The organism is Euzebyales bacterium (assembly GCA_036374135.1).
Classification (GTDB): domain Bacteria; phylum Actinomycetota; class Nitriliruptoria; order Euzebyales; family JAHELV01; genus JAHELV01.
On record DASUUK010000088.1, the window covers coordinates 1 to 24,833 of the forward strand.

The 24,833-nt window shown below is 72.4% G+C and carries 22 protein-coding genes; 9 read left to right on the top strand and 13 right to left on the bottom strand.

Annotated features, from left to right (window positions below):
- The first annotated feature begins 267 nt into the window (after positions 1 to 267).
- Together VFZ70_14960 and VFZ70_14965 are read left to right on the top strand one after the other, a co-directional pair.
- On the top strand, positions 268 to 1,173 hold the full coding sequence (locus tag VFZ70_14960) for an ABC transporter ATP-binding protein (protein HEX6257105.1): 906 nt from the start codon (positions 268 to 270) through the stop codon (positions 1,171 to 1,173).
- Positions 1,163 to 2,839 carry an ABC transporter permease gene (locus VFZ70_14965; protein HEX6257106.1) on the top strand — a complete coding sequence of 559 codons (1,677 nt, stop codon included), beginning with the start codon at positions 1,163 to 1,165 and terminating at the stop codon, positions 2,837 to 2,839. The genes VFZ70_14960 and VFZ70_14965 overlap by 11 nt, the downstream gene beginning before the upstream one ends.
- Before the next feature lie 10 nt (positions 2,840 to 2,849).
- Here VFZ70_14965 and VFZ70_14970 read toward each other — a convergent pair whose 3' ends face one another.
- On the bottom strand, positions 2,850 to 3,491 hold the full coding sequence (locus tag VFZ70_14970) for a TIGR04282 family arsenosugar biosynthesis glycosyltransferase (GenBank protein HEX6257107.1): 642 nt from the start codon (positions 3,489 to 3,491) through the stop codon (positions 2,850 to 2,852).
- 20 nt (positions 3,492 to 3,511) lie between these two features.
- Positions 3,512 to 5,758, bottom strand: a complete 2,247-nt coding sequence (locus tag VFZ70_14975) for a hypothetical protein (GenBank protein HEX6257108.1) — start codon at positions 5,756 to 5,758, stop codon at positions 3,512 to 3,514.
- 243 nt (positions 5,759 to 6,001) lie between these two features.
- Between VFZ70_14975 and VFZ70_14980 the strand changes: the two genes are divergently transcribed.
- The 3 genes from VFZ70_14980 (at position 6,002) to VFZ70_14990 (ending at position 8,949) form a co-directional block, all read left to right on the top strand.
- Positions 6,002 to 6,154: a hypothetical protein gene (locus VFZ70_14980; protein HEX6257109.1), complete on the top strand. Its 153-nt coding sequence runs from the start codon at positions 6,002 to 6,004 to the stop codon at positions 6,152 to 6,154.
- A gap of 18 nt (positions 6,155 to 6,172) precedes the next feature.
- Positions 6,173 to 6,904 carry a hypothetical protein gene (locus VFZ70_14985; protein HEX6257110.1) on the top strand — a complete coding sequence of 244 codons (732 nt, stop codon included), beginning with the start codon at positions 6,173 to 6,175 and terminating at the stop codon, positions 6,902 to 6,904.
- Between the two features lie 188 nt (positions 6,905 to 7,092).
- Positions 7,093 to 8,949 (top strand): substrate-binding domain-containing protein, encoded by a 1,857-nt coding sequence (locus tag VFZ70_14990; protein ID HEX6257111.1) that lies wholly within the window; start codon positions 7,093 to 7,095, stop codon positions 8,947 to 8,949.
- A gap of 6 nt (positions 8,950 to 8,955) precedes the next feature.
- On the opposite strand, the gene VFZ70_14995 is transcribed toward VFZ70_14990, so the two are convergent.
- Genes VFZ70_14995 through VFZ70_15005 form a run of 3 tightly spaced genes read right to left on the bottom strand, consistent with a single transcriptional unit; the run spans position 8,956 to position 11,790 of the window.
- Complete coding sequence (locus VFZ70_14995; GenBank protein HEX6257112.1) at positions 8,956 to 9,555, bottom strand: 3'-5' exonuclease; 600 nt, start codon at positions 9,553 to 9,555, stop codon at positions 8,956 to 8,958.
- A gap of 10 nt (positions 9,556 to 9,565) precedes the next feature.
- On the bottom strand, positions 9,566 to 9,958 hold the full coding sequence (locus tag VFZ70_15000) for a cupin domain-containing protein (GenBank protein ID HEX6257113.1): 393 nt from the start codon (positions 9,956 to 9,958) through the stop codon (positions 9,566 to 9,568).
- Positions 9,959 to 9,996: 38 nt separating this feature from the next.
- On the bottom strand, positions 9,997 to 11,790 hold the full coding sequence (locus tag VFZ70_15005; GenBank protein HEX6257114.1) for a DUF294 nucleotidyltransferase-like domain-containing protein: 1,794 nt from the start codon (positions 11,788 to 11,790) through the stop codon (positions 9,997 to 9,999).
- Positions 11,791 to 11,937: 147 nt separating this feature from the next.
- On the opposite strand from VFZ70_15005, the gene pgl reads away from it, so the two are divergent.
- Positions 11,938 to 12,633, top strand: coding sequence for a 6-phosphogluconolactonase (gene pgl, locus VFZ70_15010; GenBank protein ID HEX6257115.1), 696 nt, complete (start codon positions 11,938 to 11,940; stop codon positions 12,631 to 12,633).
- A gap of 110 nt (positions 12,634 to 12,743) precedes the next feature.
- Here the strand turns inward: pgl and VFZ70_15015 are convergent, their stop codons facing one another.
- The 8 genes from VFZ70_15015 to VFZ70_15050 form a co-directional block, all read right to left on the bottom strand.
- Positions 12,744 to 13,460: a glycosyltransferase family 2 protein gene (locus VFZ70_15015; GenBank protein ID HEX6257116.1), complete on the bottom strand. Its 717-nt coding sequence runs from the start codon at positions 13,458 to 13,460 to the stop codon at positions 12,744 to 12,746.
- Positions 13,461 to 13,464: 4 nt separating this feature from the next.
- On the bottom strand, positions 13,465 to 14,529 hold the full coding sequence (locus VFZ70_15020) for an NAD-dependent epimerase/dehydratase family protein (GenBank protein HEX6257117.1): 1,065 nt from the start codon (positions 14,527 to 14,529) through the stop codon (positions 13,465 to 13,467).
- Between the two features lie 18 nt (positions 14,530 to 14,547).
- Positions 14,548 to 15,051 carry a hypothetical protein gene (locus tag VFZ70_15025; protein ID HEX6257118.1) on the bottom strand — a complete coding sequence of 168 codons (504 nt, stop codon included), beginning with the start codon at positions 15,049 to 15,051 and terminating at the stop codon, positions 14,548 to 14,550.
- Entirely contained in the window at positions 15,048 to 16,355 is a 1,308-nt protein-coding gene (locus tag VFZ70_15030; protein ID HEX6257119.1) for a molybdopterin-dependent oxidoreductase, read from the bottom strand. Before VFZ70_15030 ends, VFZ70_15025 begins: the two co-directional genes overlap by 4 nt.
- A gap of 20 nt (positions 16,356 to 16,375) precedes the next feature.
- Entirely contained in the window at positions 16,376 to 17,647 is a 1,272-nt protein-coding gene (locus tag VFZ70_15035) for a hypothetical protein (GenBank protein HEX6257120.1), read from the bottom strand.
- Complete coding sequence (locus tag VFZ70_15040) at positions 17,647 to 18,447, bottom strand: SAM-dependent chlorinase/fluorinase (protein ID HEX6257121.1); 801 nt, start codon at positions 18,445 to 18,447, stop codon at positions 17,647 to 17,649. The genes VFZ70_15035 and VFZ70_15040 overlap by 1 nt, the downstream gene beginning before the upstream one ends.
- Positions 18,448 to 18,573: 126 nt before the next feature.
- On the bottom strand, positions 18,574 to 20,274 hold the full coding sequence (locus tag VFZ70_15045; protein HEX6257122.1) for a DUF885 domain-containing protein: 1,701 nt from the start codon (positions 20,272 to 20,274) through the stop codon (positions 18,574 to 18,576).
- A gap of 20 nt (positions 20,275 to 20,294) precedes the next feature.
- Positions 20,295 to 21,293, bottom strand: a complete 999-nt coding sequence (locus tag VFZ70_15050; protein ID HEX6257123.1) for a molybdopterin-dependent oxidoreductase — start codon at positions 21,291 to 21,293, stop codon at positions 20,295 to 20,297.
- A 147-nt stretch (positions 21,294 to 21,440) separates the two neighbouring features.
- Here VFZ70_15050 and zwf point away from each other — a divergent pair, with 147 nt between their 5' ends.
- The 3 genes from zwf to gndA are packed head-to-tail and all read left to right on the top strand — an operon-like array spanning position 21,441 to position 24,730.
- Entirely contained in the window at positions 21,441 to 22,883 is a 1,443-nt protein-coding gene (zwf, locus tag VFZ70_15055; GenBank protein HEX6257124.1) for a glucose-6-phosphate dehydrogenase, read from the top strand.
- A gap of 6 nt (positions 22,884 to 22,889) precedes the next feature.
- Complete coding sequence (locus tag VFZ70_15060; protein HEX6257125.1) at positions 22,890 to 23,294, top strand: hypothetical protein; 405 nt, start codon at positions 22,890 to 22,892, stop codon at positions 23,292 to 23,294.
- On the top strand, positions 23,294 to 24,730 hold the full coding sequence (gndA, locus tag VFZ70_15065; GenBank protein HEX6257126.1) for an NADP-dependent phosphogluconate dehydrogenase: 1,437 nt from the start codon (positions 23,294 to 23,296) through the stop codon (positions 24,728 to 24,730). The genes VFZ70_15060 and gndA overlap by 1 nt, the downstream gene beginning before the upstream one ends.
- Positions 24,731 to 24,833 lie beyond the last annotated feature (103 nt).

Consider the following 24,833-nt stretch of genomic DNA (forward strand, 5'->3'; position numbering starts at 1 on the left):
CGCCGCGATCGCGAGCGGATGGCGGCGCACGAGCGCGAGCGGCAGGGTCGCGGCCAGCGCGAGCAGCAGCGCGTCGGGCGGCGCGCCGTCCGCCCGCAACGCGGTCTCGACGGTCGCGATCGCGCCGAGCGCGACGGCTACCGGCAGCGGCTTCACGTCCGTCATTGTCTCCGACCGCCGCACGCCTGGCGTCCCCCGCCAGAGGGACCCGCAAGATCGCTCCGGCGCGGGACGACAGCGCGCCGCGCGGGCCGTAGCGTCCTGGCCATGATCGAGGTGCGCGACCTGCGCAAGTCCTACGGCCCGGTCGAGGCCGTCCGCGGCATCTCCTTCGACGTGCGGCGAGGCGAGGTGTTCGGGCTGCTGGGGCCGAACGGCGCGGGCAAGACCACGACGGTCGAGATCCTCGAGGGCCATCGCACCCGTACCAGCGGCCGCGTGGAGGTCCTCGGGGTCGATCCCGGGCACGGGGGTCGCGAGCTCCGCGAACGGATCGGCATCGTCCTGCAGGAGGCGGGCGTCGACGACGAGTTCACCGTCCGCGAGCTCGTCACGCTGTACCGCGGGATGTACCCGCGGCGGCGGGCGGTCGACGAGCTGATCGAGCTCGTCGGCCTGGCCGACAAGGCCGACGCGCGCGTCAAGACGCTGTCGGGCGGGCAGCGGCGCCGGCTCGACCTCGCGTTGGGGCTCGTCGGCGACCCCGAGCTCATCTTCCTCGACGAGCCGACGACCGGGTTCGACCCGTCGGCGCGCCGACGGGCGTGGGAACTGGTCGACAACCTCAAGACGCTCGGCAGGACCATCCTGCTGACGACCCACTACATGGACGAGGCGCAGCACCTCGCCGACCGGGTCGCTGTGATGGCGAAGGGCCGGCTGGTCGCCCTCGGCACGCCCGACGAGCTGCGCGACGCACAGTCCGCGGACGCGGTGATCAGCTTCCGGCTGCCGGCCGACGCGCGAGCGGCGGATCTGCCCACGCTCGGCGCCGTCGACGTACTGGTCGCCGGGACCCAGATCACCGCCCACACGCCGACGCCGACGGCCACGCTCGCGACGCTGACCGCCTGGGCCGCCACCCGGCGCGTGGAGCTCGAGTCCCTGCGCCTGGACCGCCCCACCCTCGAGGACGTCTACCTGCGACTGATCGGCGAGCAAAGTGGCGGTTGAGGCGCGCCCCGGTGCGGCCGTCGCGACCGGTCGCCCGTCGCCGGCCGCGATGGTGTGGACGTTCCTGCGCTACGAGAACAGCACCTTCTGGCGCTCCCCGATCGCGGCGTTCTTCACGCTCATCTTCCCGCTGGTGTTCCTCGTGCTGCTGTCGGCCCTGATCGGCAACGAGGAGGTGCCCGACAGCGGAGGCCTGCGCGTGGCGCAGTTCCTCACGCCGGCGGTCGCGGCGTTCGCGGCGACGACGGCGTCGTTCACGTCGCTGGCGATCGGCGTCGTGATCGAGCGGGACGACGGGATCCTCAAACGCGTGCGTGGCACGCCGCTGGCGCCGTGGATGTACCTCGTGGCGCGCATCGGCTCGACCGTGTGGGTCGCGGTGCTGTCGGTCGCGCTGATGGTCGCCGTGGGCGTCGCATTCTTCGGTGTCGAGTTGATCGCGCGCACCGCTCCGGCGGCGGTGCTGACCGTCATTGTCGGCATCGGCTGCTTCGCGGCCCTGGGTCTGGCCGTCGTCACGGTCGCACCGTCCCAGGGCGCCACGCAGGCGTTGACCAACGCGATCATCCTGCCGCTGGCGTTCATCTCCGACATCTTCTCGATCGGCCCGTTGCCGACGTGGCTGGAACGCCTCGGCTGGTTCTTCCCGCTCAAGCACTTCGCCAACGCGCTGGCCGACACCTTCGATCCCTTCTCGACCGGCCCCCAGTTCGGTTGGGACCACCTGGCGGTCATGACGGCGTGGGGGGTGGCCGGTGCGCTGATCGCGTTGCGCTTCTTCCGCTGGGAGCCGGCACGCGCGGGCCGGCGCGCCGGACGACGGACGCCGGCGCGGGCGGGGCCTGCGCCGACGCCTGATCCCGCGCTGGTGCTGCGACCCGTCGACCAAGGGTCGCAACCGGGTGTGATCGGTCTGATCGCGCAGCAGACCGGCTACGCCACACGTGCGTTCTGGCGCGACACCGCCTCGGCGTTCTTCACCGTCGGCTTCCCGGTCATGCTGCTGCTCCTGCTGCCCGTCGTGTTCGGCGACCAGGAGATCGAGGCGCGCGGCGGCGTGCCCCTCACCCAGTTCCTCGCGGGCGTGCTCGCCGTGTTCGGTGCTGCCACCGCAGCGTACGCCGACTTCGCCGAGCGCGTCGCGCGTGCGCGCGACACGGGTGTGCTCAAGCGCATCCACGGCACGCCGCTGCCGGTGTGGGCGTTCATGACGGGGCGCATGACGTCGGCGATCGTCGTGGCGTTCGTCAGCCTGACCGTCACGATCACCGTCGGCGTGCTCGTGCACGACGTCGAGCTGGTCCCCCGGGCACTGCCGGGCCTCGCGACGTCGGTCATCGTGGGCATCGCGTGCTTCGCCGCGCTCGGCCTGGCACTCGCGGCCGCCGCGCCGACCGCCCGGGCGGTCCCGGCCATAGCCAACGCGACCCTGCTGCCGCTGGCGTTCTTCTCCGACATCTTCCTGATCGGCGACCTGCCGCGGTGGATGGACATCGTCGGATGGATCTTTCCGTTGAAGCACTTCGCGAACGCCGTGGCGGACGGGGTCAACCCGACCGTCCCGGGCGCGGGATTCTTCCCCGATCACCTCGCCGTGATGGCGGTGTGGGCCGTGGCGGCGTTCGTGGTGGCCCGACGGCGATGGACGTGGGAGCCGCGCACCTGACGTACCTGGGTCACGATGCGGGCACCAGGCCCGCGGCGATCGCGCGGGTGCGGGGTGCCGACGCGAGCCAGCCGCCGGCCAGGGCGTGACGCAGGTCGCCGACGCGGTCGAGGTCGGGACGCGCCGTCATGACAGCCGAGCGCAGGCCCAGGCGCTCCGCCTCGGCCAGCGTGTCGACCGCCGTGTGCGGCGTGCTCATCGGCACCGCCGTGAACAGCGATGGCGCAGACGTGCGCGTGCCCGCCAGCGTGTAGCCGCCGTCATCGGCGGGGCCGAGCACGAGATCGTGGTCGTCGAGCAGCGCGCTCGCCGATCGCAGTGCGGCGGCGTCGAGCGTCGGGCAGTCCGCGCCGACCAGCAGGACCCGCTCCGCGCGACCGTGCAGGGTGGTGTGCGCGTGGGCGAGGCGGGCTCCCAGGCCCTCACCGACCTGCGCGAGCAACAGCACGCCGGCCGGTCGCAGCGCATCGAGCACCGCACGGTCCCCCGCGTACGACCACCACACCTGCGCGCCGGTCGCCTGCGCCGCGGCGGTGACGTCGGCGAGCATCGCAGCCGCGAGGTCGGCTGCCTGCGCGGCGCTCAGGACGGGCTGCATCCGCGTCTTCACGCGCCCCGGCACCGGTGCCTTGGCGACGACGGCGATCGCCACCTCACAGCCCGTCCCCCGGCTCACACGCGCCGTGCCCGGTGCGCCAGGTGGACGCCCGCGGCAGCGAGTGCGAGCGCGGTCGCCAGGGCGACTGCGAGGCCGACGTGCAGGACGGCGTCGTCGGTGTGCAGGACGATCCGGTGGAGCCCGGCCGGGACGGCGACGCCACGGAGCACGTCGTCGACCACGACCACGTCGGCGGGACGTCCGTCGATCGTCGCGCGCCACAGCGGGTGGTGGATCTCGGAGACGACGAGCAATGCGTCGCCGCTCGCGTCGACCGCGATGTCGAGGCTGTCGGTGGTCCTCCCGACGACCTCGGCGGTACCGCCCCCGTCGGGGTCCAACGGCGGTGGTGCGCCCGTCAGCAGCGCCGTCGTGCGCGGGTCGACGTCGCCCGCGGTGATCAGGTCGAGCGCGTCGCCGGGCGCGACGCGGCGCGCATCGTGGACCAGCCACGTGCGCGGCAGCGCGTCGGGGTTCTCGAGCACACGCACACGGCGGTCGGCGAACACCTGGGGCCATGTGGCCATCCGCTCTCCGACGAGGCCGGGGTCGCGATGGTCGATGCTGCGGTTGAGCACCACCCACCGTCCGTTGAGCAGATCGAAGGCGCCGCGGTCGAAGGCCACCGGGAACAGGTTGGCCACGTGGTGGTCCTGCCCGCGACCGTTGCCGGCCGTGATCAGGTCGTCGAAGCGCGCGACGTGGATCGGGTTGTAGCCCTGGACGTGCTCGAGACCGAGCAGCATGCCTTCGTTGTGGGCCTCGATCGCCTGCACGCTCGGGTACTGCCAGAAGAAGAAGTACGACGCGGACACGACCGACCCGTCATCACGTGCGACCGGCGTGAACGCGGCGTACCGGCCGATCCGGCCGCGATCCCTCTCCCGCTGGAGGAACGCGCCGGCGGCGGACGGCTCGTAGAAGCTCGCGACATCGATGCGCCGGAGCAGATCCGGGTTGCGCTCCGCCTCGAGCGCGCGGCCGATCTCGAGCACGTTGGCGATCGTGAGCTCTGCCGCGAGGACGGCGATGAGCGCGACCGCGACCATCCGGGGCGCGACCCGCGGCACCCGCAACCGGGCGACCGTCACGCCGACGAGCAACGCGATGGTCGGATGGGCGATCAGCACCGCGCGTTGTGGGGCGTGCGTGAGCACCCGGTCGACGCCGGGCAACGCGAGCAGCGGCGCGTTGAGCGGCGTGACCATAGGCAGGGTGAGGATCAGCGCGCCCGCGACGATGCCTCCGAGCAGCCAGGTCAGGCGGTCGCGGCGGGCGATGAACAGCGCGACCACCGCGAGTGCGAGTGGCAGTGCGCCCACGTGCCAGATGCCCGGTCGCACCAGCTCGATCCAGTCGGTCGGCGCCCATCCGCCGTGCCAGCTCGTGATGCTCTGGCCCGGGTACCCACCCGCGAGGTTGGTGGTGGGGTTGACCTGCAGGCGTGGCCACACGACGGGCGCCGACAGGCCAAGGCCGAGGAGCGTCAGCACGCCGGCGTTGAGCGCGAGCGTGCGCACCCGGTCGCGCCATGGCCGCTCGGCGAGCAGCGCGCGACCGGTCAGCCACGCGGTCGCCAGGATCAGGACGTACAGCGTCCCCTGGCCGAGCCATCCGCCGGCGATCTGGCTGAGCGCGACGCCGGCGACCGCCCACGCGCCGACACGACGGACACCGCGTGTGACCAGCGCGCGGTCCAGTCCGAGCAGCAGCCACGGGATCCACGCCTCGACGGAGACGAACGCCACGCAGCACATGTTGCGCTGGAAGACGAATCCGTTGAATGTCGCCGTGACGGCGGCCGCGACCGCTGCGGCCACCGGGAGCCGCAACGAACGCGCCAGCACGTAGGTTCCCACTGCGATCAGCAGCAACTGCGCGATGAGGTAGATGTGCACCGCGGGGGCGAGATCGAGGAGCCCGAACGGCAGCATCACCGGGAGGTAGCCCCAGCCCGACAGCGGATCGCCGGCCGACGGCATGCCGGCGAACACACTGGGGTTCCACTGCGGGATCGCCCCGGTCGCCAACTGCTCCCCCAGCCACCCGTACCAGGGGATGAACTGCGTCGCGACGTCCATGCCGACCAGCACGCCGTCACGGTGGGTCACCAGGTGGGCGGCCACCACCAGCAGGGCCAGGCCGGGCAGCGCCACGGCATCACGACGGTCGTCGAGCACGGCCCCGGGGCGATCATCACCAGGAGCGCGCGGGACCGCAGCGGGACCGCCGACGCGCCCGCGTAGAGGCGCGACGGTCATGCCGGGCGCCTCCCGTGCGCTCCTGCACCGAACCAGGGAAGCGCCCACGCCAACCGGCGGGTGAGCACCATGGCCGCGAGCGTAGCCCGGCACACGGTGCACGCGACGACGGCCCCCGGTGACCGTTCGCGAATCTTTCGAGACCCGGCGTGGACCCGCATGTGCTCCACATCGCACTTCCGGCGGCGGCGTCGGCACGGTACTTTGGAGCTCGAAGGTCGGGACCAGCGCGAAGGAGCCCGCATGGACCTCGGACGACCTGTCGCACGTCATCACATCCGTCGGCCGCACGAGCTGCGGGAGTTCGAGGAGATGGAGGAGATCCTCGTGGACACCGCGGCCGATGACGAGCCTGCGGACGACCAGCCCGTCGGCTCGGAGCCCTCGGAGCGCTAGACCAACCGGCTACGCATCGTGGAGACGCTGTTCAGTCTGACGGTGCTGGCACTGCCCCTGCTCGCGCGCGGGCTGGCCGAGGCCGTGCAACGGCGCGCCCGGCGGGGCGCGTGGTCCGGCCACGACCCCACGGCCGGCCTCGATGCGTTCCGCGGACACAAGATCGCGCAGTTGATCGTCGGTCCGGGCGACGATGCATGGCTCGCCGGCGTGACGAGCCTGCGGTACGGCGTCGACGAGCTCGCGAACTGCCGTCGCCGCGGCTGTGCGCCACCGGGCCTCGACTGCCGCTGCGGCTTCTACGCCTTCGCCGACCGTGACCGTGCCGTGGAACTGCTCGGCCAGTTGGGCGCCCGGCACCCGGCGCGCAGCTACGTCCTGCTGACGGTCGACCTCGACGGCGACGTGCTCGAGTACGAGCTCGGCTACCGTGCGCAACGCCAGCGGGTGCTGCGCATCGAGATCCCCGACGTGTGCGCCCGCTGCCTGCGCGACGGCTACCTCCGCCCGCCGACGACGTTCGTGGCCCACCCCCACTTCCGGGGCGAGCAGCTGCTGTACGAACGCACGCTCGCGGCACGGATCGCGCTACCGCTGGGCAGCGCACCTGTGCGTCCAGTCTGCGACCAGCACCTGCCCGTGGGACCGTCGCGGCGTTTCACGCTGCTCGAGCTGCGCGGTGTGCTGGGCACGGAGGTCACGCTGCTGCCCGACGCCGACCTGTCGGCACCCGGTGCGGCGGCCGCGTGACCGCCTCGTCGCCGCCCGCCTCGGGCCTCACGAGCCCGCGACGGGCGTGCACACGCGCCGAAGCGACTACGCAGCGGATCGGCCGCGCTACGTGGTGAAGCGTGTCTTCTCAGTGCTCCCAGAAGGCGGTTACCATGCCGTTTCCCGCCGGGATCTGGAGCGGTACGAGATGGTGACGGGCTGAACACGTGCAGGAGAGGGTCGAACCGAACACGCGACGATCCTGGCTGCTCCGGGGGGCGGTCGCCCTGTCGGCGATCGTGCTCGGTGTCCTGGTCGGCTTCGCGCTCGTCGGCTTCGACATCGTGGATCGCAGCGAGACCACGTCGACGGCCGAGGTCGGGTCGACCGCCTCGCAGTCGCCCGACGCATCGTGCCCGTCCGCGGAGCAAGCCGAACTGGTCGTCGCCGCCGCACCCGAGATCGCAGCTGCGGTGCGCAACATCGCCCGTGAGGCCGCGGAGCGGGCCTCGCTGCGCTGCGTCCAGATCGAGGTCCGTGGCGTCGCACCACCCACGGTGCGTGATGCGCTGAGTCGCGGATGGAACACGGAGAGCGACGGACCGGCGCCGCACGTATGGATCCCCACGACGTCGACCGAGCTCGCGCTGGCGGCGGGCACGCGCGGCGTCGGCGACATGCTCGACGTGTCCGACGCGCCGTCGGTCGCGCGGTCGCCCTCCGTCATCGCGATGCCGCAGCCGATGGCCGACGAGCTGGGGTGGCCGGAGGCGGGCCTGTCGTGGGAGACTGTCGCGAACCTGTCGGCGGCCGACAACGCATGGGCGGAGCGGGACCGCGAACAGTGGGGGGCGTTCCGCATCAGCCTGGTGGAGAACGTCGCGGCGGAACCGACGATCTCCGCCGTGTCCGCGCTGACGCGAGCGGTCGGCGCGCTGCCGACCGGCGACACGGAGCAGTCCGAGGAGGCCCGCTTCGAGGCGCAGGCGCAGCTCCTGCTCCTCGAGCGTCGCGTCGAGTACCTCGGGACCACGACCAACGAGCAGCTCGAACAGCTACGTGCGGTGGACGAGAACGACGAGCTGCTGCGGACCGTGTCGGCGATCCCGCTGACCGAGCAGATGGTGTGGCTGTACAACGGCGGAGGACGGAGCGCGGCCCCGGACACCCCGCTGGCCGTGTGGTACCCGGAGGACGGCGCGTCGGATGCCGACTACCCGTTCGCGCGGCTGCAGGTCCCTTGGGCCGACGAGGGGTCCGACGAAGCGGCGGCGGCGCTGCTCGAGGCGATGCAGGCCCCGGAGGGTGCCGAGCGCCTCGCCGCCGCCGGGTTCCGCGGCAGCTCGCGCGAGACGACCCCCGAGCTGATCGAGGCCGGCGGCATGCGCCCGGACCTGGCGCCACCGGAGCCCGAGCCGGTGCCCGCGCTGATCGTCGGTCCGTTGACCGAGGCGTGGCGCGGACTGAGCCAGACCGGCAACCTGCTCGCTGTCATCGACGTGTCGGGCTCGATGGTCACCGAGGTGCCGGGCACGGGCGCAAGTCGCCTGGAGCTGTCGGCGCAGGGCATGGCGGCCGGCATCCAGCTGCTCGACCCTGCCTCGTCGGCCGGCATCTGGGAGTTCTCGACCCGCCTGAACGGTGACCAGGACCATCGCGAGCTCGTGCCCCTCGGCCAGCTCAGCGATCAGTTCCGGGCCGGGACCCGTCAGCAGGCGGCGGTCGCGGCCATCCGGGGACTGCAGCCCCGTGAGGACACCGGCCTGTTCGACACGATCGCCGCGAGCTACGAGCACATGCTCGACAACTACGAGACCGGACGTCTCAACGCCGTGATCTTCTTCACCGACGGCCAGAACGACGATGACGACGGCATCTCGCTCCAGCAGCTGCAGGCCCGGCTGCGGGATCTCGTGGACCCGCAACGGCCGGTGCTGTTCATCGGCGTCGGCTACGGACCGGAGGCCGACTTCGGGACCCTCGAGTCGGTCACCGCCATCACCGGCGGCAGGCTGTACGAGCTCGACCGGCCCGAGGACATCCGCAACGTGTTCATCGACGTGCAGACCGGCGACCTCGGCTGACCGCTGTCAGGTCCGGCCCAGACGCAGCAGGTCGTCGACCGGGCAGCGGCCACGGGCCCGTTCGAGACGCGTGGCGAGGACGACCAGCAGCAGGGCGGTGGTCAGCGCGTCACCGAACGCGTGGTGCGCGCGGAAGGGGGTCACGCCGAAGCGGCGCGCGGTCGCGTTCAGCGAGGCGGCGCGCGGCGCGCCGCCGTCGCGCTCGTCGAGACGGCGCACGATCGCCATCGTGTCGACCACACCGGCATGACCGACGCCGAGGCGTCCCAGCAGGGCGTGCTCGATCCAGGCGCCGTGGGCGACGACGACCCGGTCACGCGCGACCTCGCGCAGGCGGTCGGCGACGTCGTCGAGCGATCCGCCGCCACTGAGGTCCGTCGGCAGCAACCCGTGGATCGGCAGGGCCGCGTGTGGGAGATGCCCGTCGTGGGCGACCAGACGGTACCCGGCATCCGCCAGGTGCACGCGACCGTGGCGGACCGTCACCCAGCCGACCGACAGCGGCTCGGCCTCGCGCGGCTCACCGGTCGTCGTCTCGAAGTCCAGCGCCAGCAGTTCGACATCGCGCCAGTCCCGGTCGTCGCGACGCCTCAACCACGACCGCATGCCGACGGCCCTACAGCACGTGCAGGTTGACTACGATCGCCTCCTGCGTCGTACGGGCGATGACCACGACCGCCTCGATGTCCTGCGACGGGTTCTCCTCGATGTGCGGTACCTGCGGCGGCACGTAGACGTAGTCGCCTGGGGTCGTGGTCAACCGGACGAGTTCGCCGCGGTCGTCGCGATACGAGAAGACCGGCGTGCCGGCCACCACGTAGATCCCCGTCTCCGACCTGCCGTGGTGGTGGGGCTGGCTGGCCGTTCCCGGCGCGACCCGCGTCTCGCCCATCCACAACGCGCTGGCGCCGACCAGGTCGCCCGACACGGCGGCACGTCGCGTCATACCTCCCGACTGGGATGTCTCGTCCGACAGGTCACCGCCTCTGACGACCTTCAACTCGTTCATCGCAACTCCTTGTCGCCGTCCGCGATCGTGGCGCCGGCCTAGCCCAGCAGGCCGGTCTGGTAGCGGCTCTCGATGCTCTGCTGTGCGGTGCGGATCGCCTTGAACGTCGCCCGCAGCTGGGCGCGGACCAGAGCCTCGAGGTCATCGGGATCGAGCCAGTTGTCCAGCGGTTGATCCCTGTCATGCTGGCGGAGGTGGCGTCGCAACCGTAGCCCGGTCGCCAGCTCGTAGCCTGCGCGCAGCGTCGCCGCCAGATCGTCGGACAACTGCCCCGCCGCCGCGGCACCGGCCAGGCGGTCGTCGGTGGCGATGTCGGTGCTGCCGCGGACGAGCGCGTGCAGCCTGGCGATGTCGGTGATCGGCAGCATCACTCCTGCCTTGACGTCGAACGAGCCCTTGTGGTCGCCCGATCGCTCGACGGCGAAGCGCCCGAAGAAGCCGAGCGGCGGCCGGTGACCCGTCGCATCGCGGGCGAGCCGACCGAGGAAGATGCCGCGGTCGGCCACGGTGGCGATCACCGGTGCCATCAGCTCCCGGACCTGCAGGTCGCCGGCGACGGAGCGCAGGTCGAACGCGATGCTGGACTCCATCAGGTGGTACTCGCTGGGTCGGTCGATCCAGTCGCCGAACGCGGCGCGCCATCCCGACACGTCGTGACGCCACGCGTCGTTGACCGCCATCACGCCGCCGTTGCAGCGGGGGTAGCCGCACCGCTCCAACGCGTCGACCATCCATCCTGCGACCCGCTGCCACCAGCGATGGGCCTCGTCGTCGGTGCCGTCGGGCAGCACGAGGCCATGATCCTGATCGCTGTGGAGGGTCTGCTCGCGCCGCGCCTGGCTCCCGAACGCGATCCACCCGAACCCGCCTGGCGGGTCGCCGTGCTCCTCGAAGGCGAGCGCGAGCAGCCGCCGCTGGACGCGATCGGTCACCGTGGCGATGACGCGTCCCACGTCGCCCGCCGTCGTGCCGGCGGCCAACAGCGCGCGGACGGTCTCCGGGAGGTTGCCCAGCACGTGCGCGACGCCGTCCACCGAGTCGGCGTGGTCGATCGCGGACCGCAGGTGCAACGGGCTGCGGGTTCCGAGTTCCAGGACGTCGTTGGAGTTGACAATCCCCACGAGGCGCCCGTCCTCGGTCACCGGCAGGTGGTGGATGCCGGTGGCGAGCATCTCGATCAGCGCCTCGAACACGGGCGTGCGGGCGGTCACGGTGCGGACCGGCCAGGTCGCGATGTCTCCGACCGGCGTCAACGGCGGGCGCTGCTGCGCCACCAGACGGGAACGCAGATCCCGATCGGTGACGATGCCGGCGCGTTCGTCGTCGAGCACCACGATCGACGAGATCCGCTCGGCGGTCATGCGGGCGGCGACGGCGGCGCACGACTCGTCGGCCGTCGCCGTGTGCACCGGTGCCCGCATCACGGTGCGGACCGACGCGGTCTGCAGGTCGATCGAGCGCGCCGGCCTGTCGAGCAGGCGCGCCAACTGGTCGGGCTGGGCGGACCAGGCGAGATCGATCGCGTGCTCAGGCAGCCACACCACCATGGACGGTTCGACGGGATCGAGCCGCTCGCTGCCGGACGGGGCGCTGAACTCGCCCTGTCCGACCATGTCGACCGTGCGGTCGGCGTCGTCGCGCACGACGAGTCCGCCGCGTTGGACGACCAGGGCGGGCAGCGTGGGCGCCGTGACCTCGTCGACGTAGGCGATCTCGGACTCGGCGGCCAGCGACGCGAGGCGGTCGCGGTGCACACCGACGAACGCCGGACAGGCGGCCAGCAGTTCGACGACGTCGTCGAGGACCTCTGCGGGCAGCGGATCGGTCGCCATGCCTCGACGATGCCCCGGGCAGGCCCGGTTCACCCCGCCGCCGTCATGAGGTTCCCGTTCCCGTGCACCGCGACCGCGCGTCCGCCCCAACCGGCGTCCGGTCGGTGCCACGGTTGCCGGCCGGCGGCGAGGGGCATCCTCGCCGCCATGCGGATCGAGACCTTCGGAGACGAGGCGTCCGTGGCCGAGCGGACCGCCGAGATCATCGCCGAGGCGGCACGTGAGGGCGTCCGCACTCGCGGTCGCGCCGTGCTCGCGTTCAGCGGCGGTTCGACACCCGCGCCGATGCTCGAACGCCTCGGCGAGATGGACGTCCGCTGGAACGCGACCCACATCATCCAGGTCGACGAGCGGGCGGCGCCCGACGGCCACCCCGACCGCAACTGGGGGATGATCACCGGAACGCTGCTGCGCAGCGCCGACATCCCCGATGCGCTGCTGCATCCCATGCCGGTGACCGACGAGGACCTGGACGAATCCGCCCGGTCCTACGCCAAGCGGCTCCAGCTCGTCTGTGGAGTGCCACCGATCGCGGACGTCGTGCACCTCGGGATCGGCGAGGATGGGCACACCGCGTCGCTCGTGCCCTCCGATCCCGTGCTGAAGGTCCGTGACCGCTCGGTGGCGATCGCAGGGCCCTACCAGGGCCGCATGCGCATGACCCTCACCTATCCGACCATCAACGCCGGCCGCCTGCTCGTGTGGCAGATCACCGGCGCGGAGAAGGCCGCAGCGGTGCGGGCGGGGCTCCAGGGAACCGGCGTGCCCGCGTCCAAGATCCGCCGGCACGACGCCGTTGTCATCGCCACCCGGGAGGCCGCCGCAGAGCTCGACGACGCATGACCGGCGTCTGCCCGTACGTCACACGAACGGTCGACGCCGCAGGCGCGCCAGCGCACGACCAACGCCCCGGCGGCCGCAGCGCGCGTCGACGGCCACGGCCACCTCGCGCGTCAGCGCGCCGGTGTGGCCCCCCGCTCGCGGGACCCGGGACGCAGGATGAACGCGTGGCGCGCGAGGACCACCAGCATCCTGCCGGCGGTCTTCGTCGTCGCCCACGGGCGGCCCGTGACCTTCGACACGCCGGCCCGCACCCGGTACGCCACGTCGACCTCGGTGACACGCAGTCCGGTGCGGGCGGCACGCAGCGCGAACTCCAGCGGCCAGCCGTACGTCCGGTCGCGGGCGTCGATGCATGCCACCGCGTCGCCGCGGACGACCTTGAACGGACCGATGTCGTGCAACGTCGTCCCGGCCAACCAACCGCACACGCGGCCCAGCACGGCGTTGGCGACGGCGACGTGCCACGGCATCGCGCCCGGCTCACGCCGGTGCGGCACGCGCCGTCCGAACACGACATCGGCCGCATCGGCCCGCAGCGGCGCGAGCATGGCGTGCAGGTCGGCCCAGTCGAACGTCGCGTCCGCGTCGAGGATCGCGATGTGGTCGGCGCCGGCCGCCGCCGCCAGCCCCCGCTGCACCGCGGCGCCGTAGCCGCGGAACGGCTCGTGCACGACACGCGCCCCGAGGGCGGCCGCGACGGCCGCGGTGCCGTCGGTCGACGCGTTGTCAACGACGACGAGCTCCACCCAGTCGGGCACCCCCGCCAACGCGGCGGGCAGCGCGTCGGCCTCGTTCAACGCGGGCAGGACGGCGACGACCCGGTCCATGCCGCTACCCCGAGACCAGCGGCGCGCGCAGCGGGACGCGCGCGAATTCGGCGACGCCATCCTCGAACGGCACCTCGGCGGCGAACCCGAGCTCGCGGCGCGCGCGACCAGGGTCGGCGAACACGTGGCGGACGTCACCGGCGCGCCACTCGCCGGTCACGACCGGATCGGCGGCCGCGCCGCCGAACCCGTCGCGCAGGGCCGTCGCGAGCTCGAGCACGGTGCGCGGTGCCCCGGTCGCCACGTTGATCGGCCCGTCGACCGCGCGGTCGACGGTCAGCGCACGGACCGTCGCCGCGGCGACGTCACGCACGTGGATGAAGTCCCGGAGCTGTCCGCCGTCCTCGAAGACGCGCGGCGCCCGGCTGTCCTCGTAGGCGCTGCGGAAGACCGACGCGACGCCCGCGTACGGGGTGGCGCGTGGCATCCGCGCCCCGTACACGTTGTGATAGCGCAGCAGGGTGACCGGCGCGCGCCGCTCGCGGCCGAACACGCGGCAAAGGTGCTCCTGGGCGACCTTGGTCACGGCGTAGGTGCTGCGCGGGTCGAGCGGCGCCGACTCGGGCACCGGCTCCGGCCGCAGGTCGCGGCCGGTGTGCGGATCGGTGGGCTCGAACCGGCCGGCGTCGAGGTCGGCCGGACGGCGGGCGTCGGGCCGCACCGACCGGCCATCGGGCGCCCGGTACCGCCCTTCCCCGTAGACGACCATCGAGCTGGCGAGCACCACGCGTCCGGCGAAGTCCACGTCGGCGAGCGCGCGCAGCAGGACGGCGGTGCCCAGGTCGTTGTCGGCCACGTAGTCGGTGACATCGGAGAAGTCGCGGCCGATGCCCACGCGGGCAGCCAGGTGCGCGACGGCGTCGGCCCCCGCCACGACGCGATGGTCGCCTCCCAAGTCCGCCAGGTCCAGCTCGACGTAGTCGACGTCGTCACGCAGGTACGAAGGACGCGCGGCGTGCGCCGCGTCGGTGAACCCGTCGAGCACCCGGACGCGGTGCCCGTCGCCGACCAGTGCATCGACGACGTGCGAGCCGATGAAGCCGGCGCCGCCGGTGACCAGTACCTGCATGCCGCCTCCCGTCCGACGTCACCCGTGGGTGGCAGGGTCGCCCCGTCGCGCCGGTCGACCGCGTCGCCAGGCCCACAGGGCGCAGCCCAGCCAGATGACCGCGAGCAGCGCAAGATAGCCGACCGTGTAGTTCAGCGGTAGCCGACTGGGGTCACCACCGCGGACGCCGTAACCGCGGATCAACGGATACGCCAGCAAGGTCACCAGCGCCGAGGCCGCGAGCCCGGCCTGCAGCGGTGCGCGCAGCGCCCGCGGCCGTACCCACCGCAGGCCGCGACCGACGGCGAGGACGAGTGGTACGAACACCAGATCGTGCACGATGATCGCCCCGACGACCCACGTCGCCATCTGCCGGACGCGCACGTCCAGGATGCCGGTGCCCTGGAACCGCACGATGCCGTACAGGCCGAACCCCATGACGGCCAGACCGGCCAGCGTCAACCCCCAGAACAGCGGCGCCGGCACCGCCTCGACGTGCCGCTCGAGCCGGTCCTGTGGGGCGCGGTCGGAGTCGGACGTCACAGGATCCGCACCTCCCCCACCCACTTCGTCTGCAGCACCCCAGGGTTGTTCGGGGCGATCAGGCGCACCGGGAATCCGTGATCCAGGTGGAGGTCCTCATCGCCCACCTTCAGCGCCAGCAGCGTGTCGGGGTGGGCCGCCAACTCCGGCGTGAGGTCGCTCGAACGGTAGAACCCGACCGACTGCAACGACACCACGCGCACCCGCGATCCCTGCCGCGCGCCGGCCCGCTCGAGCAGCGTCGCCACGCTCACGCCGCGCCAGCGCTTGACCGCCGACCAGCCCTCGACGCAGGCGATCGGCAGCACCGCGTCGCGCTGTGGCAGGTCCAGCAGGTCGCTGCGCGACAGGGTCAGCGGCTCGTCGGCGCCCGTGACCCGCAGGCGGTAGTCGTCGGCCGTCGCCGCGTCCTCCACCCGCGCCGAGGCGGCGGTCTTGTTGACCGGGAACCCCTGCGGGCCGATGGTCGGGTTGCGGGCATTGAGCACCGCCAACGGGGCGAGTGGCCTGATCGTCCCGCCGACCGATGCGGCGACCGCGACGCCGGAGACCGCCGCGGTCGCGGTCAGCACCGTGCGGCGGGTGAGGCCGCCGTCGGGCGGCAACGTGCGCACCGCGCCGGCCGGTGCCGTGGCCGGCGCGTCGGTGGCCGACCCGCGTGACTCACCGGCCGACCCTGCGGTCGGTGGTTCAGCCGCGGCGGTGGGCAGCCCCCGCCGCGCGACCGCGGCCGAGATGGACGCCTTCGCACCGATGTGCGCGATGAGGGCGCCGGTCGTCACCCACGCCGCCCAGTAGTGACCGACGGGGAAGAAGAACCCCCACGGGTACCAGTACATGACGTTCTGCACCCCGGTGAGCAGCATGAAGATGCTGCCGCCGATCAGCAGCGGCAGGCTCGCCCGCTCGACCGCATGGCGCACGCCGCGCACGGGCGGCCAGGTGAACAGCTGCGGGTACACGACGAACAGCTTGGCGAACAGCAGTGGGAAGGCGGCGATCCCGCTGGTCACGTGCAGGCCCTGCGTCACCCGGTACAGCTGCCCACCGGCGGTCGGCCACGCCCGCCAGCCTCCACCGCTGACCACGTCGTGCGCCACCAGGCTGCCGCCGCTCTGGATGAGGTGGGACAGCAGGCCGGTGACGAAGCAGATGCCGAACGCGACCCCGAGCGCGATGCCGAGCCAGGCCGCGGGTGCGGGGTCGTGGGTGCGGCTGCCGAACGAGCCGTCGCGGAAGGGGGGGAAGTCGGGAGGCGTCACGAGCCAGCGCAGCAGGCGGCGGGGCCCCGCCTGTGCGGTCATGTCCGACCTCCTCGGGACGGCTACGGCTTGGCGACGCTGCCGACGATGTACAGCACGCTCAGCACGGCCAGCCCCGCACTCGAGGCCAGCGTCACGAGGCGGAACCACTCACCCCGCAGCCACACGGCGAGCGCCCAGACCAGCGGGACGGCGGTGAACACGAACCGCGGGCGTGGCCCCAGTGTGTGCGCGATCAGCGCGAGCCCGATCACACCGGCCGCGTACAGGACCAGCTCGGCCGGCGGCCGCCAACGCCACAGCGCCCAGCAGGCGACCACGACGGTGACGGCGCCCAGGCCGATGAGCACGGTGCCGGTGTCGGGAGCGTCCCACCGCACGAGCGCGCCGAGCCGATCCACGTTGCGCGCGCCGAGGTCGATGCGCTCCTCCCAGCCGTTGCGCTGGATGAGGTTCCACGCGTCGGGTTGCCCCGTCCACCACCACAGGTACCCATGGAACGCGACGACGCCCAGTGGCGCCAGCGCGGGCGCGACGAGGCTGGCCCACTCGCGCCGACGGCGTACTGCGACGACCGCCGCCCAGGCACAGGCGCCGACCAGAGCGATCGCGTTCGGTCTGGTCGCCGTGGCCAGCGCCGCAGCCATCCCCGCCAGCACCCACCGGCGGTCCTGCAACGCCAGCAGGCACGCAACGACGAGGCAGAGCATCAGGGCCTCGGCGTAGGCGATGGACAGCACGAACGAGCCGGGGAACACGCAGACGAGCAGCGCGGCGCGATCAGCGGTCGTGCGGTCCGCCAGACGCGCGATCAGGACCCACGACCCGACGACGACGCCGAACCCCAGGACCGTGGCGAGCACGGTGGCACTGACCTCGAGCGAGACGCCGGGCGGGTTGGTCGCGCGCACGAGCAGCGGCCACAGCGGGAAGAACGCGCCCCGCAGGACCCCCGGGTCGGCCTCGATGGCCGCCGGCGTCGCGGCCTGCGCCTCGTAGCCCAGGCGTGCGGTCTCGATGTACCAGCTCGCGTCCAGGCGGCGCAGCAGGGCCCGGAGCTCGAGCGCGGGCTGCAACGACCAACCGGCCAGGACGGCGGCACACACGATCCCGCGCGACAGGCCGTACCACGCGAGCAGCCGACGGAGCACCGCCCGGTCCGGGCGGCCGTGTCGGCGGATGCCGTCGCCGCGACCGCCCGGACCGGGACCGGTCGCGCCGAGGCCCGCTCCGCCGACATCAGCGCCGCTCGGATCGGCATGGCCGACCGTCGGCGTCGCGTCGATCGCCGGTCGTACCGGCGCCGCTGCGCTGACATCCCCCCGCGGCGCCATCAGCCATCCCCCAGCCGGATCGCGTCGCCGGACCGCAGGTCGAGCCGCAGCGACGCGTCCGCGCCGCCGGCCACGATCGCGAGCCAGCCGAACGAGTCCTCCACGATGCCGAGCTCACCGGCGGCGAGGTCTGAGAAGCTGCCGACCCGGCGCACGTCGACGGTCTCGTGGTGCGTGCCGATCCGTACCGGACGTCCGCCGTCGAGTCCCGCACGGTGCAGGTCGCCCGTGGTGACGGTCATCTGGATGTTGCCATAGCAGTCGACGTGGCGGATGGATGCGGCGATCCGTCGGTCGCTGACGTCCGCAGCGCGGCCGGGCAACCGCTGCAGGTCGTCGACGGCCAGCTCGGGGCCGAACGCCGCTGGCTCCTCGCCACGCGCGAGGTGCGCCGCCACCGGCGCGAACACGTCGCGCCCGCGGAACACCGGCGAGACCGCATCGCGGTGCCACCGCCGCTCCGTCAACCTGTGCGCCGACCGCGCGCCACCCAGCGCGTCGGCGGCCGGCGGCAACAGACCGTTGTCCGGGCCTACCAGCAACGCGTCCCCGGCGGTGAGCACCACGCCTGGGCGCGCCTGCTCGTCGGGGTCGACGACCGCCAGGTGCACGGCAGCCGGCGCCACGGTCACGCAGTCGGCCAGCGCCGTCGCGCCGCGCCCGATGTCGAGCGCCGGCACCGTGTGCATGAGGTCGACCACCGTGGCGGTCGGAGCGATGGCAGCGATCACAGCGCGACAGATACCCGTGTACGGATCGGTCAGGCCGAAGTCCGACAGGAAGGTGATGACTGGCGGCACGGGCGTTGGCAACCTCGGTCGTGTGGCGCGGCGACCCATTGGGCTCCGCCGGGACAGCAACGATAGTGACAGCGTGCGGTGCCACGGCGTGCGATCGTGATCCTCTCGCACGCGTTTCGGAATTGTTCAGCCCGGGTGGCCGGACGTGGCACGCGTCCAGTCGTCGACGAGCGACTGCAGCGTGCGCAGCGGCACGGGCCCGCATCCGAGCACGGCGTCGTGGAACGCGGCGATGTCGAAGCCCGGTCCCAGCGTCCGTCGCGCGTGATCGCGGAGCTCGACGATGCGCAGCCGCCCCGCCATGTAGGCCAGTGCCTGGCCGGGCCATCCGATGTAGCGGTCAACCTCGTTGGCGACGTTGTTCGCCGCAAGTGGGCTGTTGTCGAGCATGAACGCGATGGCCCGGTCCCGTGACCATCCCAGTGCGTGCATGCCGGTGTCGACCACCAGCCGGCACGCCCGCCACGAGTCGAACGACAACATCCCCAGGCGGTCCAGATCGCCCGAGTACAGACCCATCTCGTCGGCGAGCCGCTCGACGTACAGGCCCCAGCCCTCGGCGTAGGCCGTCAGGTAGCGCACGCGCCGCAACGTCGGCAGATCCAGCTCGAGCGCCGTCGCGATCTGCGTGTGGTGGCCGGGGACGCTCTCGTGGAACGCCAGGACCTCGGCCTCGAACCGGGGGCGCGTCGTGGGGTCGCTGGTGTTGACGTAGTAGGTGCCCGGGCGCGTGCCGTCCAGGGTCGGAGGCTGGTAGTACGCGATCGTCGACTCGGGCGCTTCGACGTCCGGGATCGGGCGGACCTCGCAGGCGATCGTGCCGACGTCGCCGAACCAGTCGGGCATCGCCTGCTGCGCGCGCCGCAGAGACGCCGCCGCGGTCGCGTGGATCTGGTCGGCGGAGACGAACCGCAGCGCAGGATCGTCGCGCAGACGGGCGAAGATCTCGTCGAGACGGGTGGTGCCCAGCACGCGACCCCCGAGGTCGCGGTACTCGTCGGCCAGGGCGGCGATCAGCTCGAGCCCCAGCTCGTGGTAGCGCTCGGGGGTTGTCGCGGTCGTCGTGTGGACCGCGACCGCGTCACGGTACAGCTCGTCACCGCCGGGCAGGTGCACGAGCCCCACCTCGGCGTCGCGCCGGGCGGCAGGCGCGATTTCGTCGGCGAGCACGTCCCGGTGCCGGCGCAGGGCCGGGCGGATCCTGGTGTCGACGATGTCGGCGAGCGCGGCGCGCCATCGCCCGGGGTCGCCGGTCCCCCCCGACGGTGCCCGCCGCAGCGGGTCGTCGGAGATCGGCGTGCCCAGGTAGCGGTCGAGTTGCCGGATGGTCAGGGCGACCAGCCGGGCCGCCGGGACACAGCCCGTTGCGACACCCGACCGCAGCTGGGACTCGGTCGCCTCGAGCCAGTCGGGGATCCGCCCACATCGCGTCAGGTGGTCGCGCGCCTGCTCGGGATTGGTGAGCGCCACCTTCGGGAGGGTGGCCAGCAGCGCTGACACGGGGCTGCCGATCCCCGCGCCCGACGCGATCGGGCCCGCAGCGGTGCGTACGTACCTGTCGTCCAGCTCGTGGCGGGCCTGGGCGATCGTGTGGCGCGCGACGTCGGCGGTGACCCGCTCGTCGCGTGTCAGCACCCGATCGTCCAGCGCCGCCACACGGTCGTCCAGCCGTCCGAGCGCTTCGCGCGCGGCCGCACGCCCGGCGGGTGACACGTCGGGGAGCATCGCGTCGAAGCGGCGATCACCGAGCACGCTCGCCTCCAACGGCGACAGCGCCATGACCGTGTCGTGGACCTCGTCGGCGAGCTGGTGCATCCCGGACGTCATCGCAGGAGCATACGGGTCGCTCACTGCAGCGGGAACGGCGGTTGGCGCCACGGTGCGACGTCGTCGACGGTGATGGCCGAGACCCACTTGACCCACCAGAAGCCGCGGCGGCCCGGCGCGACCAACCGCGCGGGCGCCCCATGTCCCGTCGACAGCGGAGCACCGGCCACCGCGACGGCCAGCAGCAGGTCGGCGGCGGCCGGGAGCGGGAACACCCGGCTGTAGCCGGTGGCCGACGTCACCACGATCCGCCGCCCCGGCCTGGGGTCGACGAGCGCGGTCAGCGGCACACCGGTCCAGGTCTGCTCGGCGTACCACCCGCCGGTGCAATCGAGCACGGCCCGGCGATCGACCTGGTCGTGTGCGCGCAACGCATCGAGCGTCAACCGGCGGACGGCGTGGTCCTGCGACACGGCCAGGGTCCAGCTCGATGGGTCGATGACCGGCACGTCGTCGAACAGCCACTGCGTGACCGGCATGCGCGCCGGGTCGTCCGTGCCCCGCTCGTGCGACCCGGTGAACCGCCGGACCGGCCGGTTGCCCAGCCGGTACAGGCCGTCGGCGGTCAGCCAGGTGGCGGCGGCCCCGACCGTAACCGTCCCGGCACGCAGCAGTGATCGGCGGTCGAGGTCGGTCCGTCGTGGCTGTACGGGGTGTGCCACGACGTGCCACACCACCAGCGGCAGTGCGGCCAGGGCTGCGCCGACGTGCACCTGCATGAACGTCAGACCGCCGGGTGGACGACCGCCCGCGGCATGCAGGACACCGGTTACGACCGTGACCACGATCACAATCGACAGGCCGACGCCCGGCCACCGTGAGATCCGGCGGCGGCGCAGGCCCCGGCGCGCGATTCGCTGCTTCCACGGCGTCAGCACCACCACCGCCAGGCCGGCCACGCCGTGCGCGATCACCACCGGACCCCCTGCGGCGCTGCCGATCGCGAACGCCGCCCACCCCGTCACCGTCGCCACGACGAGTGCGAGAAGGAGCCCGAGGTTCGTTCGGCGGCCGGACATCGCTGTGGGACCGAGCCTATGGCCCCCAACCGATCGCAGGCACCCGCGGAACGCGTGTGTCAAGATTCGCGACCCGACCCGGGTCCGCATGTGGTGGTCGGCGATGCACGCGGGTAGGAACGCCGTGCCCCTGTCGAAGAGGTCGCCATGGATCAGCCACGCACGCCCCCTGACACGCTGCTGGTCGTCTTCGGAGCCAACGGAGATCTGTCCAAGCGCAAGCTGTTGCCGGCGCTGTACAACCTGGACGCGGAGGGCCTGCTCCCGCGCGAGTGGCGCGTGCTGGGCACAGCGCGCAGCGAGGTCAGTGACGAGGACTTCCGCGAGATCGCCCGCGACGCGATCACCGAGCACGAGCGATGCTCGTTCGACGAGGACAGCTTCGCGCGGTTCGCCGACCGGCTGCACTTCGTGTCGACGGACTTCCGACCTGGCGACACGCAGGTGCTGTCGGAGGCGATCGCCGACGTGGTGCGCCGGTTCAAGGACGATCCGCAGCCGCTGTTCTACCTGTCCACGCCGCCGAGCACGTTCGGACCGATCACCGCCGGCATCGGGGAGGCCGGCCTCGCCAAGGACGCCCGCGTCGTCTTCGAGAAGCCGTTCGGTACCGATCCCGCGAGCTTCAGCGAACTCGACGACACGGTGCGCAGCGTGCTGCGTGAGGACCAGGCGTACCGGATCGACCACTTCCTGGGCAAGGAGATGGTGCAGAACCTGTTCGCGTTCCGCTTCGCCAACGGTGCGTTCGAGGCCATGTGGAACCGTGCGCACATCGATCACGTGCAGATCGACGTCCCCGAGGACCTCGGCGTCGACAACCGCGTCGCGTTCTACGACCAGACTGGAGCGATCCGCGACATGGTGGTGACCCACCTGTTCCAGGTGCTGTCGATCGTCGCCATGGAACCGCCGGTCCGGCTGCGATCGGGCCCGCTGACGCACGAGAAGTTCAAGGTCTTCGACTCGATGCGGTCCGTGGCGGCCGACGACGTGGTGATCGGCCAGTACGACGGGTACCGGGATCTGGACGGCGTCGCCGAGCGGTCGGAGACCGACACCTTCGTGGCCGCGCGGATCCACATCGACAACTGGCGCTGGGACGGCGTGCCGTTCTTCCTGCGCACCGGCAAGGCCATGGCCGACAAGCAGCAACTGGTCACGTTGGCGTTCCGACGGCCGCCGGCCACGATGTTCCCAGAGGTGCCCGACAGCGGGCTCGAACGGGACCACCTCACGTTCGACCTGTCCGGCGGCGGCGCGGGCTTCAGCTTCCTCGCCAAGCTGCCCGGCCCGGCCCTCAAGCTCGGCCGCACCAACATGCGCTTCACCTACGGCGAGACCGGTACCCAGCTGATCGGGCCGTACGAACGACTGATCCACGACGCGCTGCTGGGTGACCGCACGTTGTTCACCCGCACCGACGGCATCGCCCGCACCTGGGAGCTCGTCGAGCCGATCCTGGACCTCGGCCACCCCGCGCCGTATCCCCAGGGCTCGTGGGGACCGGAGGCCGCCAGCGAGCTGATCGCCCCACGCCTGTGGCACCTGCCGCAGGATCCCGAACGCTTCAGCCTGCCGGCCATCTGACCGCCCATGGCCGCGACCGGCACGTCGGACCGCTCCCGCCTGCTGCTGGCGGCGTTCCTCGCCGCGACCGGTGTCAGCCACATCGTGTGGCCGACACCGTTCGAGCGGCTGATCCCGCGGTGGTTGCCCGGCTCCCCGTTGGTGTGGAACCAGGTCGCGACCGCAGCGGAGCTGGGGTCCGCCGCCCTGCTGGCGTTCCGGCGGTCCGCAAGGCTCGGCGGCATCGCGGCCTTCGCCACGTTCGCCGGGGTGTGGGTCGCCAACATCCAGGCGGCACTCGACGGTGGCTACCGGGCCTTCCCCGACTGGCTGGGCAGCGAGGCCGTCGCCTGGGTACGTGTTCCCCTGCAGGTGCCACTGCTGTGGTGGGCGGCGAAGATCGCCCGCCGCCCCGACGAACCGGAGACGTGATGACCGACGCAGCGCAGATCGGCGTCATCGGCATGGCCGTGATGGGCCAGAACCTGGCGCGAAACATCGCCAGTCGCGACATCGGCGTGGCGGTGTACAACCGCACGACCGAGCGGATGACGACGTTCGTCGAGGAGCACGGCGGCGAGGGCCCGATCGTCGGCGCCGAGACGATCGACGACCTGCTCGGCGCGGTCGAGCGACCACGACGGCTGCTGCTCATGGTCAAGGCGGGGTCGGGAACCGATGCCGTCATCGACGAGCTGACACCACTGCTCGACGAAGGCGACATCGTCATCGACGGTGGCAATGCGCACTTCGCGGACACGCGCCGTCGGGAGCGCGATCTGACGGAGCGCGGCCTGCGCTTCATCGGCACGGGCATCTCCGGCGGGGAGGAGGGCGCGCTGCACGGCCCGAGCATCATGCCCGGCGGACGCGCCGACGCATACGACGAGGTCGGTGGCATCCTCGAGACGATCGCGGCGCAGGTCGACGGCACGCCGTGCTGCACGTACCTGGGACCCGACGGCGCCGGTCACTACGTCAAGATGGTGCACAACGGCATCGAGTACGCCGACATGCAGCTGATCGCCGAGTGCTACGACCTGCTGCGACACGGCGCCGGCATGGGCACCGACGAGCTCGCCCAGGTGTTCACGGAGTGGAACGCGGGCGATCTCGAGTCCTTCCTGATCGAGATCACGGCCGACATCCTGGGTACGGTGGACCCGCGCACCGGCGAGCCGATGGTCGACGTGATCCTCGACGAGGCCGCGCAGAAGGGCACGGGCCGGTGGACCGCCCAGCTGGCGCTCGAGCTGGGTGTGCCGTCCACAGCCATCACCGAGGCCGTGTACTCACGGGTCGTGTCGTCGCGCAAGGACGAGCGCAGCGCGGCGTCGGCGATCCTCTCGGGTCCGACGCCGGGCGGCGGCATCGCGCGCGACGGGCTGGTGGACGATGTCCGCGCCGCGCTGTACGCCGCGAAGATCGTCGCGTACGCGCAGGGCTTCGAGCAGCTCGCCGCCGCGTCGGCCGAGTACGACTGGGAGCTCGACCTCGGCGACATCGCGACCATCTGGCGGGGCGGCTGCATCATCCGGGCGAAGTTCCTGGACCGCATCAAGCAGGCGTTCGACGAGGACACCGGCCTGGACAACCTGTTGCTCGCCGACTACTTCCGTGACGGGGTCGCCGAGGGGCAGGCCGCCTGGCGGCGCGTCGTGACGGCCGCGCTCGACCATGGCCTCGCGGTGCCGGCGTTGGCGTCGGCGCTCAGCTACTACGACGGCGTGCGCCGCGAGCGGCTCCCGGCCAACCTGATCCAGGCGCAGCGGGACTACTTCGGCGCCCACACCTACCGCCGCACCGACGACGACGGGTCCTACCACCTGCGCTGGACCGGCGACGGGTCCGAAGAGTCCAGGCCCTGACGCCACCGGCAACGTCCGGGACGGCGTCGCCCCGGTGCCCGAGCGGCGCGCAACCGTCGGCGCCGACGACCGCGTCCGGCCCGAACCCGACCACGTGCGCCCA

What these genes read in the sequence shown, in the direction of transcription:
- VFZ70_15000 (HEX6257113.1), bottom strand. Translation starts at nt 9,958, where the DNA reads ATGAACGAGTTGAAGGTCGTCAGAGGCGGTGACCTGTCGGACGAGACA.
- VFZ70_15015 (HEX6257116.1), bottom strand. Translation starts at nt 13,460, where the DNA reads ATGGACCGGGTCGTCGCCGTCCTGCCCGCGTTGAACGAGGCCGACGCG.
- VFZ70_14995 (HEX6257112.1), bottom strand. Translation starts at nt 9,555, where the DNA reads ATGCGGTCGTGGTTGAGGCGTCGCGACGACCGGGACTGGCGCGATGTC.
- pgl (HEX6257115.1), top strand. Translation starts at nt 11,938, where the DNA reads ATGCGGATCGAGACCTTCGGAGACGAGGCGTCCGTGGCCGAGCGGACC.
- VFZ70_15030 (HEX6257119.1), bottom strand. Translation starts at nt 16,355, where the DNA reads ATGACCGCACAGGCGGGGCCCCGCCGCCTGCTGCGCTGGCTCGTGACG.
- VFZ70_15005 (HEX6257114.1), bottom strand. Translation starts at nt 11,790, where the DNA reads ATGGCGACCGATCCGCTGCCCGCAGAGGTCCTCGACGACGTCGTCGAA.
- zwf (HEX6257124.1), top strand. Translation starts at nt 21,441, where the DNA reads ATGGATCAGCCACGCACGCCCCCTGACACGCTGCTGGTCGTCTTCGGA.
- VFZ70_15020 (HEX6257117.1), bottom strand. Translation starts at nt 14,529, where the DNA reads ATGCAGGTACTGGTCACCGGCGGCGCCGGCTTCATCGGCTCGCACGTC.
- VFZ70_14980 (HEX6257109.1), top strand. Translation starts at nt 6,002, where the DNA reads ATGGACCTCGGACGACCTGTCGCACGTCATCACATCCGTCGGCCGCAC.
- gndA (HEX6257126.1), top strand. Translation starts at nt 23,294, where the DNA reads ATGACCGACGCAGCGCAGATCGGCGTCATCGGCATGGCCGTGATGGGC.
- VFZ70_15050 (HEX6257123.1), bottom strand. Translation starts at nt 21,293, where the DNA reads ATGTCCGGCCGCCGAACGAACCTCGGGCTCCTTCTCGCACTCGTCGTG.
- VFZ70_15060 (HEX6257125.1), top strand. Translation starts at nt 22,890, where the DNA reads ATGGCCGCGACCGGCACGTCGGACCGCTCCCGCCTGCTGCTGGCGGCG.
- VFZ70_15035 (HEX6257120.1), bottom strand. Translation starts at nt 17,647, where the DNA reads ATGGCGCCGCGGGGGGATGTCAGCGCAGCGGCGCCGGTACGACCGGCG.
- VFZ70_15045 (HEX6257122.1), bottom strand. Translation starts at nt 20,274, where the DNA reads ATGACGTCCGGGATGCACCAGCTCGCCGACGAGGTCCACGACACGGTC.
- VFZ70_14960 (HEX6257105.1), top strand. Translation starts at nt 268, where the DNA reads ATGATCGAGGTGCGCGACCTGCGCAAGTCCTACGGCCCGGTCGAGGCC.
- VFZ70_14975 (HEX6257108.1), bottom strand. Translation starts at nt 5,758, where the DNA reads ATGACCGTCGCGCCTCTACGCGGGCGCGTCGGCGGTCCCGCTGCGGTC.